Here is a 13,434-nt window from a genome sequence, read left to right as displayed (position 1 = left end):
GGAGACGATCCCAAGCTCCGGAAGGGCTGCTGAGAACCCGACCACCGACAAGTCGCGGGGCGCCATGCCCGTAGGTATGGAGAGCCCTGCGACTTCGCGCCTCTGCCGACCGATCGCGCTGCATATGGATACAACACAGGGAGGAAATGCCTCGCACTATGGTGCATTAGGACAGACTGCGCTTGCTAGAGAGGAGCACGACAGATGCGTTGCGACAGCCTGGGTCGGTTGACGTGGGCCGTGGCCACAGCGATCGTGGTGGCGTCTCTCCTGGTATTGCAGGCAGGATGTGGGGGCGGGAACGGCGGGGGCGCGGAACGCGTTCTCCGCGGGATCGTGAACGAGACGAACTTCGTGGTGGAGGCCGGCGAGCGGGTACGCTTCGACGGTGATGTGACCGTGCAATGCCAGACGGCGCAGGTGGACGGCGAGTTGTTCGCTCAGGACGCCGCCGGGGCAGGGACGAATGGGGGTTCGCTGATCATCCAGGCAGAGGGCAACATCGCGGTGATCGGCCGCATCCGGGCTGGTGACGGGACCAACGGGAGCAGCAACAGTGCGGGCGGGGTGGGCGGCAGTGTCACCCTGGCGTCGGCCGGCGGGGACATCACGCTGGGGGGCGCCGCGGTCGTCGCCGGCGTGCACCCCCGCCAAGCGGACGGCGCCGGGCTGCAATCAGGTAATGGTGGCAATGGCGGCGACGGGACCCTGGGTGGGGCTGGCGGGAACGGGGGCGACATCGCCCTACAGTGCCTGGCCGGCACACTCCGCCTGACACCCGCCGTCGGGATGTTCACGCTGGGCAACGGCGGCAGTGGCGGCACCGGACTGGTGTCCACGGCCCAACTGGACACGGTCGTAATCCCCGCTACCCTCACCAACACCGGCGGCAACGGCGGCCGCTTCACGGGCGAGGTCAGCACCGTTGTCGGGGTCGCTCTGACCAGCGTCGAGCTTCCCGAGGGCGGGACTGCTACGCGGGCTGAGCTGCCGGACGGCGTCGTGGTCGGGGCCGAGGGCGGCGACGCAGGGAGCAGCACCTTCGGTGACGATCCGGGCGCCGCGGCTCGGTCTGTGCGTCTTGCCGGTCTGGTCACTCCGCGTGAGGGCTCGACCGTCGGGATTACCGGCGCGAAGGGTGGCAACGGATGGTTCAAGGGTGGCGACGCAGCCCTCCTGGCGTACCGGGGCCGCGGAACGGTTCCCGGCGGCGATGGCACCCATGTGACCTTGCGCGGCGGGGAGGGTGGCGGCGCCAATTGCATGGAGGCCAACTGCATACGCTATGCCGCCGGCGTGCTGCTCTTTGGCCATAGCAGAGAGCTACAGGGCGGCAGTGGCGGGGCCGCCGTCGCCACCGGTGGGGACGGCGGCAGCGGGGCAGCTTCGCAGGATGGCGGCGCAGGGGGGGGCGCCACAGCCACCGGCGGCGTGGGCGGCGATGCGTTCGACATGGTGCCTCGCGAGCAGTTGCGTCCGGGTGCCGGCGGGCGGGCACAGGCCACGGGGGGGTGCGGCGGCGATGGCGGAAACGGTGATGCCGCCAGCCGTGGCGGCAATGGCGGGGTCGGGGGCGAAGCCACCGCGACCGGGGGCCCCTCGGGCCGGGCATGGGCTGACCGAACCGCCAGTGGCGGCGACGCGCGGGCTGTCGGCGGCAACGGCGGCAACGGCGGCAATGGGCACAGCGCCGGCACCGGTGGTGGGGGAGGAGCGGCCACCGCCACGGGTGGTCTGGGCACGCCGAACGGCAGCGCCAATCGCACCGTAGGTACCAACGGCGCGAACGGCACCGAGATCGAGCCGCCCCCGGGTGCCCAGAGCTACAGCGTTGCTGTCTCGCGCTCCGGCGGTGATGGGGTCTACGCGGTCCTCAACTGGTACGGCTTTGCCGGGGTCTCGACGCGCCAGGTCCAGGACCCCTTCTACCTCCCCTACGAGGAGGTCATGGGCGAGAACATGTACATGAGCGCCTCACGGCAGCACCTGTGGGCGGGCACGATGAACGGCCTGTATCGTGTGGACGACCCGCTGGGCGCCCACACAGTCGGGCCGACGTATGATTGCTCCTTCAGCGGCAGCGTCGTCGGCGGGCCGGTATGGGTGGATGAGGGCCGCGACCTGCTGTACTGCGCCCTATCAGGGCGTGCGACGGTGGCCGTCTGGCAGGGCGTGAGCGCCGCGACCGTTCGAACCGCCTCCCTCACCCCCGTTCGCACCTTCAGCCTAACCGGGTACGAGCTGATGGGACTCGCCGGCGATGCCCAGGCTGACCGCCTCTTCCTGCGGGCCATCAATGCGAGCGACCAGCACGTAGTCCTGGTCGTGGACAACGCCAGCAGCCGCAGTGGCAACATCACAGCCAGCCGGACGATGACAGGGCTGGGCTCCCACCCGGCCGGGCTGGGCCTCGCCATCGCGCACAGTCGCCAGCACGACATCCTGTACGTGGGCCTGCCGCAGGCCATCGGGATCATCACCTCGGCCGCGACGGCCAACGGCGCGGTATCCCCGCGCCTGGTCACGGGGGGAGCGACGGGCATCGTCAGTGAGCCGGTGTCCATGGACGTGTACGGCAACACCAACGTGCTGTTCGTGGCCGACAACGGCGGCGCCACGTTAGCCTTCGAGAACGCCAGTACGCTCAGCGGCAGCGCGGCCTGCGCCAAGAGCGAGACCATCCACGAGTGGACGAGTGGCCTGGTGACGTGGCCGGAGCCGGCGGTCGCAGCCGCGTCTGTGGCACGGCGCTGACGCCGGCGCAATCAGTGGCGGGGGCGGCCTCACCTGAGGTCGCCCCCGCTGCGCGTAAGGGCAGGAGAGAGAAGAGCGGGCGTCGAAGAACAGAGCCAATCGTCACGCGAATCGTCCCACCACCATCGGCCCTCGGCCCCGGACCGGTTGTGCTCTATGATCTTCCACCCATCGTCATCGTGGCCTGTAGCCGCTCAGCGCGACGTCATTGTCTGCGGCGCCGGGCCGGCCGGAATCGCGGCGGCCTGCGGTGCGGGACGCATGGGGCTGCGCACGCTCATCGTCGAGCGTGCGGGCTTCGCCGGGGGCGTGGCCACGAGCTGCTGCTGCCCGTACCTCATGGGCTTCGCCGCCGGTGGGCGCCAGATCGTGGGCGGATTGGCTGACGAACTCGTGCGCGACATGGACGCCCGGGGCGATGCCCGGTTCGTCCTGCCGGCCTCACACACCCCCGATACTCAGCCCATCGGCGATCGCCCCCTGCTGGACAACATCATCATCTCGCTCGAGGGCTTTCGCCTGGCGGCCAACCGCCTGCTGGATCGCTACGGCGTCACCCGCCTCTACTATGCCTCCCTCATCGGGGCCGTGACACAGGGCGACCACCTCGCGGCCGTCGCCGTGGATCGCGCCGAGGGTCCCGCCCTGTACGAGGCGCAGGCCTTCGTGGACGCCACGGGCGACGCCGACCTGGTCTTCCGGGCCGGCGGTCAGGTCCGACACTACCCGGTCGAACAGAGCATGACCAAGACGATCCTCCTGCGCGTCGGCGGCGTGCAGGGCTTCCATCGTCCCGACGTGGAGGCAGCCTTCCGCGCCGCCGTCGCCGCCGGAACTGTCCCGCTGCCGGCCCAGGACGCTTTCATGGGGATGGCGCTGCTTAACCCGGGCGAGGTGCTGCTGAACTTCACCCTGACCGCGGGCGATGGCGTGTCTTCTGCAGATCTCACCCGCATGGACGACGAGCTGCGCCAGCAGGCCCGGCTGGCAGTCGGGTGGTTCCGCGCCACGATGCCGGGCTTCGCCGACTGCTTCCTGGTCGACACCGCGCACCGGGTCGGGGTGCGCGCCGGGCGCGGCATCGTGGGGCAGGGGACGATCACCCCGGAGGACCTCGACGGGGGCACGGAGGTGGCCGAGCCCGTGGCCGTCGGCACCCGCGGCTATGGCGGGCATGGTCTGACGCGCTTCGCCCCGCCGTGGCACAAGCACAATCCGGGACTGCGCAGCATCCCCTGGCGGACGCTGCTGCCGGTGAGCTTCGGCAACGTCGCGGCCGGTGGGCGGGCCTTGTCGGCCGACGCGCGGGTACTGGATGCCTTCCGCCTGATGGCCCGCTGCATGGCCACCGGCCAGGCCGCCGGCGTATCGGCGGGCCTGGCCGCGCGCGTGGGGCGGGAGATCGGCGCGGTGGGATATTCCGCGGTCCGTGACGAACTAGAAAAGCAGAGGGCGGTGCTGGAGTAGCCGTACGACGATGGCCGGTCTGTCTTATCAATGACGGTACCGAGGTGCCACCATGTTCGGCCGGAAGAAGAAGAAAGCGCCGCAGACCGATGAAGCGTTGCTCAGCGACGCTCTCGGCGATCTGCTTAAGGACCAGCAAGTCAAGGAGAAGCGTAAGCGGCGGCGTCAGTGGCTCCGTTGGCCCGAATGGCTCGACAGGCGGGTGGCCATCGGTCTGGCCGTCGTCGTCATCGTCATCATCGCCGATGCCGTGCGTCGTGAGAACGAGGAGTTCTACGCCGTCGTCACGCAGGCCGTGGGGACCGTCACTGTCACGACCCGCGATCTGCCCCAGGCGCGTGCGCCGCAGCTCAATGAGAAGCTGCCGGACTACTCGACCATCAAGACCGGCCCGGCCTCATGGGCCGAGCTGTCCTTCCCCGATGGCAGCAAGGTTGTGCTGGACGCCAACGCCGACCTGCGCATCAAGCTGCTGGAGTACCACCGCGGCGGCAAGTGGCGGTCGCGCTCCTTCCTGCTCAGCTCCGGTCGCCTCATCGCTCGCATCACCGACAACTTCGGCAAGGAGTCCGAGATGCGGGTGTACACGCCGGCCTGCGTGGCCGCTGCCCGCGGCACGCGCTTCAGCGTCTCCGCCGACGCGGCCGGCGCCGCGGCCCGCACGGTTGTCGGTGACGGTATCGTGGAAGTGCAGGGCTTCACGGGCAAGCGCATGTTCGTCCGCGGCAAGGGCGACTGCAGCGCCGTCGCCGGCGGCACCCCGACCCAGCCCGCCTTCGCCCCCGCCGCCGACCTGAACGCCTTCCGCAGCCGCGCCATGGTGCAGATCGTCCGCACCGACCCCTGGTACAAGCAGGCTGAGCTGACGATCACCCAGACCCTCGACGCGCCGCTGACCATCCTGGGGATCGGCAAGTGTAGCTGGGCCGTCGGTGCCGCGGACTTCGCCCGTCGCGCGGGCGCCCAGGAGGCGCTGCGCAAGATCCACGTCAACCTCGAGGGCGACACAAACTTCCCGCTGTGGGTCAACCCGGCGACCCTGAAGGAGTTGGGCATTCAGGAGCAGGGCGGGGTGGAGAGCCTGCTCAAGAACTTCGACGGGGCCGCGATCGAGAGCTACTGGTCGGATGGCAAGCGCTTCCAGATCACTGCGCGCGGGCGCGACCGGCACAAGACCCGCTACCAACTGGACGCCTCCGGCGTGCACCGCGCCGAGAATCAGGACTAGGCAGGGCTTCACGGAAGGCAACGGGGCGCGGGATACCATCCCGCGCCCCGGGTCGTTTTGCAGTCATCATCCTCCCATCCCCACGCCTCACTGCAGCTCCCGCTTCAGCACTTTCCCCGTCGGGTTGCGCGGCAGCTCCTCGCGGAACTCCACCACCTGCGGCACCTTGTAGCTGGGCAGCAGCCCGGCGCAGTGGCGCTTGATGTCCAGGTCGCGCAGCGTCACATCGGGCTGGCACACGACCACGGCTTTGACCAGCTCCCCCAGCGCCGCTCGCGCGCCGGTCGCCGGGATGCCCACCACGGCCACCTCGCGCACACCGTCATGCTGCAGGATGACCAACTCCACCTCGTGGGCATACACGTTCTGCCCGGCGACGATGATCATCTCCTTCTTGCGCCCCTGAACGGTGAAGTACCCCTGCGCGTCGACCCGGGCGAAGTCGCCGGTGTGGAACCAGCCGTCCTTGATGGCCTCCTCCAGCAGCCCCGGCCGGTTCCAGTAGCCGGGGATCACGTTGTCCCGCCGCAGGCACAGCTCCCCGACCTCACCGGCGGGCACCTCGACGTCATGCTCATCCACGATCTTCGCGTACACCTCGGGCAGCAGCTTGCCGATGGAGTCGGCCCGCTCGGCGGCGTCGGCCGAGGGCAGGACATGGGTGATGGAGATCGTCTCGGTCAGTCCGAAGAAGTTGTGCAGCGCCACGCCGGGGAAGCGCTCCCGCAGCAGGCGGATGGTGCGCGTGGGCATGGGGGAGCCGCTGTAGGCGATCAGCCGCAGTGACGACAGGTCCGCGCTCGCCAGGCGTGCCTCCTGCAGCACGAGATGGAACAGCGTGGGCACGCCGATGAAGGTCGTGCAGCGGTGGCGCTCGATGAGATCGAGTATCTCGGCCGGCTGCGGACGCGGGGCGATGATGATCGCCGCGCCCAGGTACGCGCAACTGGCCAGGAGGCTGTATGAGGCGGTCGGCGCGAAGCACGGGATGACGAGCAGGTGCCGGTCCTCATGGCGCAGCGAGTGGGCCAGGATGGCGTTCCAGACATTGAGCAGCAAGTCGCTGTGGCGCATCATCGCGCCCTTGGGGACGCCGGTGGTGCCCGAGGTGTGGAGGATCACGGCGAGGTCATCGGCGGCGATATCGTTAGCAGTAGTGCGGGCTTCCAGCCCGCCTAAGGCCTCCAGGTCCAAGGGGGCGAGCTGGAAGCCCGCACTACCCCCTGCTTTGCCCGCTACGAGCACATGCGGCGTCAGCCCCTCCGCCGCCAGCGCCTCGCACGTGGCCGCAGCGGTCTGCTCATGCACGACGACGACCTTCGGGTCGCAGTTCCTCAGCACATACTGCAGCTCATCGGCCCGCAGGCGGGTGTTCACCGGAGCCACGACCGCCCCGAGCCGCAGCGTCGCCCAGTACGCCACGATGAACTCCGGGCAGTTGGGCAGGGCCAGGCAGACCCGGTCGCCCTTGCCGACCCCGGCGACGTCGGCCAGATGGCCGGCCAGGCGGGCGATGAGCGCATCCGCCTCGGCGTATGTGAGCGTCTGGTCCTCGTACACGAGTGCCAGGGCGTTCGGGAGCTTGGCGACGGTGTTGTCCCAGAAGGCGGCGATGTGGGGGAGACCGATGGGCATGAGTGGGTTCTCCTGAAGAAACGACTGTAGGGCGGGGGCTTGTACCCCGCCCCACAGGGCATCACTCAGACGGCATGGGCGGGGCACAAGCTCCCGCCCCACAGGTGCTCTCTCAGAGCGGCAACTCGACCCGTGACTGGCGCTTGCTGGACTCCAGGATCGCCAGGGCCAGCTCGATGTTGGCCTTGCCCTCCTCGCCGGGGATCGTGGCGGGCGTGTCGTTGGCGATGGCCTCGATCCACTCGCGCAGCTCGCGCCGCCGGCCGTCCTCGCCGCCGACCGCCAGCTCCGCCGACGGCTTCTCCCAGTCGCCCTGGCCGCTGATGGACTTGTACTGGAACTGCTTGCCCCACTGGAAGCGCACCGCGCCCTCGCTGCCGGAGATCTCCACCTCGGTGCGGCCGATGGGATTGAACATGCCCTCGATGATGAGGCACATCCCGCCGCCCTCGAACTCGACGGCGCCGGTGGTGGCGCGAGCCCAGAGCCGGTCATCGCCGTGCAGCGCCACATCCCAGCCGCTCACCGCGACCGGCTTGCCGAACACGCAGCGCATGAAGTCAATCTCATGCACCGAGACCTCGAACAGGTAGTGGCCGACCTTCTCCGGGTCGTCCCGCCAGGTGTGGCCCCAGTCGGGTCGGGGGGCCGAGTAGCGGCAGATCAAGCCATGCCGGGGCTGCCCCAGGTCGCCCTGGCGCACCAGCTCGATGGCCGTCCGGAAGTCCGGGATGTAGCGCAGCACCTGGCCGATCTGCAGCTTGACGCCCGCCTGCTTGCAGGCGTCAATCATGGCCTGGCAGTCCTGCAGCGTCAGGGCCATGGGCTTCTCACAAAAGACGTGCTTGCCGGCCTGCGCGACCTCAATGGTGTTGGGCGCATGGAAGTTGTTCGGCGTGGCCACGATGACCGCATCCACGCCGCCATTCGCCAGCATGTCCGACAGGCTCTCGAAGACAGGGACGTTGTGCTCCTCGGCGAACTTGGCGCGGCTCTCCTCGAAGCAATCGGCCCCGGCGACCAGCTTCGCGCCCTCGATGGTGATGAGTTGGCTGACGAGCCCCTTGCCCATCCCGCCACAGCCCTGCAGACCGACCCGGACTTCCGACATGTGCTTCCTCCTGTAAGATAACGAGTGCCCCCGTGGTTATGGCTCGACGTGTATCACTTCGTCACGTTCGTCCCCGCGCTCGCCGTCCTCACCCTCCAGCCACTTCTGGAAGAGCTGCTGGGCTTCCTCCCGGCTGAGCGTACGCCCCGCCAGGACCGTGCGTAGCTGCCCGAAGTTGCGCGGCCTGACCTGCTGGCCCGACAAGACGCGGTTCAGATGGATGATGACCTCGTCGGTCAGGATGGAGAGCAGCGTGCGCGCCGGCGGGTTCTCGCCCAGGTTGGCCAGTTGCTCCAGACGCGTGGCGAGCTCGCCGCGCTGAGGCAGCGCCTCGGCATAGGCACGCAGGGCTGTCTGGAAGGCGGGGCGGCGCAGCTCGACCACGTACCCGGCCACCTCCTGGTCCGCCAGCGCCTTGATCTCCTCCAGCGGGACCAACTCCGGCTCCTCGTCCAGGCGCAGATGGCACTGGGGGCATGTCGGCGCCTGGTCGAGCGCCTCGTGCAGCCCGGGGAACGCACACCGCCGGGCTTCCTGGGCCTCGACCAGTTCGACGGCATGCGCCCCCTCGTGGTGCGGCTTGATGCTCAGCCGCTCCAGGTGCGCCAGCACCCGCAGTTCCGGCGCGGACTTGAGCGTGCGGTACTTGTCGAACACCGACATCCGGTAGCAGCGCGTGTGCCACGCGATATAGCGGCGCTTGTAGATCGAGAGGATGATCTGCACCAGCCGCCGGAAGGCCGTCTCATCGGCAATGAGGCTCTCGCCGCCGTCAATGAGCGTGAGCAGTTGCCCGCGCCGGTTCTGGAAGTCCGGGTCCGGCACTTCGGCCAGTTCCGGGCTGCGCAGGTAGTCGTAGATCGTGACGACATCCTCGGCGGTGCGGCTGAAGAACAGCTCCAGGGCCTGGACCTCGCGCAGCAACTGAGACAGCCGGCTGGGCGTCCCCTGCAGCAGCGGGCGCACCGCATCCAGGAAGCGCGCCAGGCTCTGCGCGGGCAGCACGTTGGGGTCGAGGGCATCGTACACCTGCTGCAGCTCTGCCAGGGCCTGCATGGTCTCGCGCCACTGGACGGGCTCCTGCCCCAGCCGCTGCCACAGCGCCTCGACGAGTCGCCGCAGCCGCGCCAGCTCGTGGGTCCGCTCCTCGCGGGCGGTGCGCAACGCCTCCCAGATGTCCGTCTGCAGCGCATGGTCGGCGCGTGGCACCATACGCTCGAGCAGCACCCGCGTGGCCCGCGTCAGGTCTTGCCATTCGCCGACGCTCAGCAGCGCCGCCCGCGCGACATACGTCACCGTTCGCTCCAGCGACCCGGCCAGGTCCTGAAGCTGGATGATCTGTCTCTCGCCGTCGAGCGCCACGAGATAGCCCGCGCGGATCAGCGCCGCCACGAGCACTTCATACAGCGCCGGTGGCAGCCCGAAGACGGACTTGGCCATGTGCCGCTGCAGGTCGTGGTAGGCCATGGGGCGGCCCGGCTGGTGCTCGGGCGTCTGGTCGCGGCGGCGCACGCGATCCATCACCTCGCCGGCTGCTTCGCTCTGCTCCACCTGCAGCCGCCAGCTCTCGCCCTCGCGCCGCACCAGTTGCAGTGGCGCCAGCACGTTCCCCGCGAGGTCGCCGGCGTCGGAGTCGTCGGGCCAGACCAGCCCGTCAGGGCCGAGCAGGCGGCGCACGATCCCCGGCGCGGTCTCAGCGGCCAGCGCCTGCCGGGGCGCGATGTCTCGGTACTTCGGATACAGCCGCGCCAGCGCCGGGTGGGCGAGGGCCGCCAGCGTGGCCGGCCAGTCGCCGCGCGTGGCGGCCAGGTCCGCTGCCCGCGCCACCGTCGCCTGCCCGGACACGACCTCGCCGCCCATGTAGGCGTTCTCGATCATCGCCCGGACCTCATTGCCCAGGCGCGAGGCCTCTTCGAGCAGGCGGTCGTGCAGGCGCGTATCCACGTGCGCCCCGGGCGCCTGCAGCAGCGCCCGGCACGCCGCGAACTCCTTGAGGCGGTCCAGCTCCTCGGAGGACAGCTCCTGGGGCAGCCAGGCCAGCACGCCGGCCGCCCAGCGGTTCTGGGGCAGGATCCCGGCGGCATCACGCCAGGCCCCGCGCTGCTCACCTGCCCGCAGAATCTCGGCGATGTGCAGCCGGATGTCCTCGACCGTCCCGCTGTCGGCCAGATCAGCGGAGCGTGCCGCCAGCCGGTCGCCGGACAGGCTCGTCAGCGAGCACGTCTGGGCCTGCAGCACCCGCGCGGAGTTGGCCCACGGCACTTCGAGCAGGCGCGGCTCCTGCAGATCGGCCAGCGGCAGCACCACGCTCGACGTCGCGGACGTGGCCGCATCCCACACGCGCGGGTCGTCATCGGCCAGCGACGCCTTCAGCGTCACCAGTTGCCGCCGGGCCAGCTCCGTGAGGCTCGTTTCGACATCAATGTAGTACGCGTCCCCCTCAGGTGTGGCGCCGCGGCGCACATCCACATAGCGCCCTCGCAGGCGCATCTGCTCCAACGCCTCGCGCGCCTGCGCCACAGTCACCCGCGCCCGCCCCTGCTCGTCGAGCCCGATCGTCTCGACCAGCGTGTCCAGCGGCGCGGACAGGTTGCCCAGCCGGAGCGCGGTCAGGCTGCGGGCCAGCATCAGCGGCAGGTCGGGGTTCGGGGCGTAGAGCTGCGGGCCGTTGTGGACGTAGTATTCGAGCGCCTCGTGCAGGTACGGTGCGGCCTGCGGGTGGGCGCTCAGCCGCCCGGCGACATGCTGCAGGATCTCCTGCAGGGACAGCAACTGGTGGGCCTGGCGGTCCATCACTGCCCCGGCACCCGAAGCGCTGAGGGCCTGCAGGAAGTCCGCCAGCCCGTCGGCCTCATTGAGGAAGCGGCTGTAGACCGACTCCAGGCAGGTCTGCGCGAGCGGATGCAGCGGGTACGATGCCTGCAGGTCCTCCTCACTGAAGCTGACGCGTCCACAGGCCTGCCGGTACTGATCCCATACCTCGCCGACGGTCGTCCGCAGCCGGCCCTCGTCGCTGACGCTGACCGAGCGCTGCAGGGCCACCCGCCGCATGTCGGCGGCGCTGAGGTCCACCACCTCGTAGTTGTCGAGGATGTTGGCCAGCATGTACGGCTCGATGCCGGCAGTCTGGTCCGGCGACGTGTTCATGGTGGCCAGCACGTACAGTGGGGCGATCTTGCTGCGCTGGCCGAGGAACTCCAGGAAGGCGGCGTCATTGCGCACGGCCTTCTGGCCGGTGGCGGCCAGGAACTGGCCCAGATCGTCCACCAGCCACACGATGCCGCGGAAGCGCCGGTCGCTGATGATGTCCAGTAGCCGCGCCAGCCGCTCGACGCGCGATTGGCGGAAGTCCAGCGGGTAGCCGATGTCCTGGGCGAACGCCCGAGCGGCGGCTACTGCCGCCGCGGGGTTGCGGTCGCGCAGATCGCGCCACGACCGTTGGGAGCCCGGCAGACGCGCGACGTGCGCATCCAGCTCGGCGCCGTACCGGGGGATGATGTGTCGCTCGACCAGGTCAAGGGCGTAGGAGTGTTCGGACAGGGGCACCGAGAGGCCGTGCCGATTGCGCAGCAGTTCCTGCTCGGTGCGGTCGAAGAAGACATCCTCGAGGTGCTCGTCGTGGGCCCGGTGCTCCTGCAGCGGCACCGGCACGACCAGCAGCGGGTCTACCCGCTCCAGCGACTTGAGCAGCGCCTCGTAGCCTTCATGGGTCGCCGCCATGAGCGGGCGCACCCGGGGGTACTCCAGCAGCAGGTCCGCCACGGCCAGGAGGTGCGTCTTGCCGCTGCTGCGCGGCCCGCGCACCAGCAGCCCCGCCCCACGCCCGCCGTTGCCCGCAATGCCCTTGAGGAACCGGTACAGCGGGTCGCTGGCCGGGTCGGTGGGGGTGATGTACGGCTCGATGATCTCCCCGGCCTGCGCCCCGGTCAGGAGGCTGAGGTCCTCGGACTCCCGGTCCAGCGCCTCCCGCAGTTCCTGCAACCGCGGCAGACTGATACCCTCGGCCTGTGGCTTGAGACGGATGACTTCAGAGATGCGCATTGTGAGTTCCTATGATGACGGGCTGCCAGGCCGGCCCGGTACCCCTGCAGACCGTCGCGCGCTACTCCCCGGTCGGCGGTGGGACGAAGCGCACGATGAGCAGGAGATAGTAGATGACGACGATCAGCGCCACCGCCACGATCACATACCCAGCCGGCTGAAGCTGATGGCCAGGCCACACCCGCTCCAGCGCGAACAGCATCAGGTTGCTGGCCAGCAGACCGAACAGCGCATTCTGGCCAAACCGCAGAATGGCGTCGCGCACCACCCCACGGCGGGCGGCCAGCGCGTCTGACGCGCGATAGACCAGGCACAACGCCAGCGGCGCGCCCAACACCCACACCAGGCTGGGCGGGTAGTTCGACGGAATGGCGTGTGTTGACAGATAGAACGTCGTCAGGACCGATGAGCATATCGCGCTCAGAGCGACGACGCGGCCACTGACCCGAAGTTGGTGCCGGTGGAAGAAGGCGCCAATCAGGAAGTAGGGCGCGAACTGCACCACCGGGTACGTCGGCGTTGCTGCGGTCCCGATCAGCAAGCCCAGGTGCACCGAGCGGATGCGGTCGTAGGGGATCAACGTAGTCCCCAGCAGGGCCACCATCAGCCCCCAGAACAGCGGCGGGCGCTCCAGCAGGGCCCTGATCGGCTTGAAGCAGACCAGCGCCAGCAGCATGTAGAGGGCAAAGGCGATCAGAAACTCCGAATACGGTGCCACATCGCTGAGCGTCACGATACGCCCCAGCACCGCCGGCGACAGCACGGTCTCGGACACCAAGAGGCGAAAGCACGCCGCCGAGATGTAGAAGGCCAAGAGAATCCGCAGGCCAGTCACGAGCAGGCGCCGCCAGACCTGCCCCAGAGGCCGGCTCAGGTAGGCCAGGTCGGTGGCATACCCGAAGCAGAACAGGAACCCCGGGAACGTAAACACGCTCAGGATGCCCATGACGGCGCGGGCCACGGACACCTCACGCACACCGAGCAGGCACGCCGCGTGGCCGTAGATCATCCCCAGGACCAGCAGACCCTTGAAGACGTCAATGAACAGGACCCGCGGCCGAGCGTCTGGTCGTGCGGCAACGCTGGCGGTGGCGTGAGCCATGCCGGTCGGCCCTCCATGCGCGTGGCCGGCGCCAAGAGTGCGCGCCAATACTGCCTCTATTCCCGCAACGCGCACCGGAGACCTGCTCCGCGAAGG

General features: G+C 69.4%; 7 protein-coding genes. 3 read left to right on the top strand and 4 right to left on the bottom strand.

The window, feature by feature from the left end:
- Nucleotides 1-204: 204 nt before the first annotated feature.
- The 3 genes from LLH23_15650 to LLH23_15640 all read left to right on the top strand — a co-directional run bounded on the left by LLH23_15650 (nt 205) and on the right by LLH23_15640 (nt 5,449).
- Nucleotides 205-2,754, top strand: a complete 2,550-nt coding sequence (locus tag LLH23_15650; protein MCE5239900.1) for a hypothetical protein — start codon at nt 205-207, stop codon at nt 2,752-2,754.
- 156 nt (nt 2,755-2,910) lie between these two features.
- Entirely contained in the window at nt 2,911-4,221 is a 1,311-nt protein-coding gene (locus LLH23_15645) for an FAD-dependent oxidoreductase (GenBank protein MCE5239899.1), read from the top strand.
- A gap of 52 nt (nt 4,222-4,273) precedes the next feature.
- Nucleotides 4,274-5,449 (top strand): FecR family protein, encoded by a 1,176-nt coding sequence (locus tag LLH23_15640; GenBank protein ID MCE5239898.1) that lies wholly within the window; start codon nt 4,274-4,276, stop codon nt 5,447-5,449.
- A gap of 87 nt (nt 5,450-5,536) precedes the next feature.
- Here LLH23_15640 and LLH23_15635 read toward each other — a convergent pair whose 3' ends face one another.
- The 4 genes from LLH23_15635 to LLH23_15620 all read right to left on the bottom strand — a co-directional run bounded on the left by LLH23_15635 (nt 5,537) and on the right by LLH23_15620 (nt 13,338).
- Nucleotides 5,537-7,084, bottom strand: a complete 1,548-nt coding sequence (locus LLH23_15635) for an AMP-binding protein (protein ID MCE5239897.1) — start codon at nt 7,082-7,084, stop codon at nt 5,537-5,539.
- 112 nt (nt 7,085-7,196) lie between these two features.
- Nucleotides 7,197-8,195, bottom strand: coding sequence for a Gfo/Idh/MocA family oxidoreductase (locus tag LLH23_15630; protein ID MCE5239896.1), 999 nt, complete (start codon nt 8,193-8,195; stop codon nt 7,197-7,199).
- Between the two features lie 36 nt (nt 8,196-8,231).
- Nucleotides 8,232-12,236 (bottom strand): hypothetical protein, encoded by a 4,005-nt coding sequence (locus LLH23_15625; GenBank protein ID MCE5239895.1) that lies wholly within the window; start codon nt 12,234-12,236, stop codon nt 8,232-8,234.
- 61 nt (nt 12,237-12,297) lie between these two features.
- Nucleotides 12,298-13,338, bottom strand: coding sequence for an acyltransferase (locus tag LLH23_15620; GenBank protein MCE5239894.1), 1,041 nt, complete (start codon nt 13,336-13,338; stop codon nt 12,298-12,300).
- Between the last annotated feature and the right edge of the window lie 96 nt (nt 13,339-13,434).

This window comes from bacterium (assembly GCA_021372615.1).
Taxonomy (GTDB): domain Bacteria; phylum Armatimonadota; class Zipacnadia; order Zipacnadales; family UBA11051; genus JAJFUB01.
This window is presented reverse-complemented; position numbering and strand designations above follow the sequence as displayed.